Genomic DNA, 261 nt, shown 5'->3' on the forward strand with positions numbered 1-261 from the left:
GGGCTGGGCCTGGCGATCGTGGAAAAAATTGCCGGGATACTCGGGCACCGGATTCACGTGCGTTCATGGCCGGGCAGGGGGTCGATGTTTTCTGTCGAGGTGCCGATCAGCGCGACTGCGCCCAAGGCGTTACCCAACCCGTTGATGAGTGAGCCCATGCTGGAACGCCTGCGCGGGGCACGGGTATGGGTGCTGGATAACGACGCCGCCATTTGCGCGGGCATGCGCACGTTACTGGAGACCTGGGGGTGTGTGGTGGTC

At 64.0% G+C, this 261-nt stretch carries 1 pseudogene; it reads left to right on the plus strand.

Annotation, left to right across the window (positions count from 1 at the left end):
* Nucleotides 1–261 (plus strand): annotated as a pseudogene (locus AAEZ10_RS27495) (hybrid sensor histidine kinase/response regulator); the annotation flags it as partial.

This window comes from Pseudomonas sp. H26/SER47-MNA-CIBAN-0231 (assembly GCF_040310465.1).
Lineage (GTDB): Bacteria > Pseudomonadota > Gammaproteobacteria > Pseudomonadales > Pseudomonadaceae > Aquipseudomonas > Aquipseudomonas atacamensis.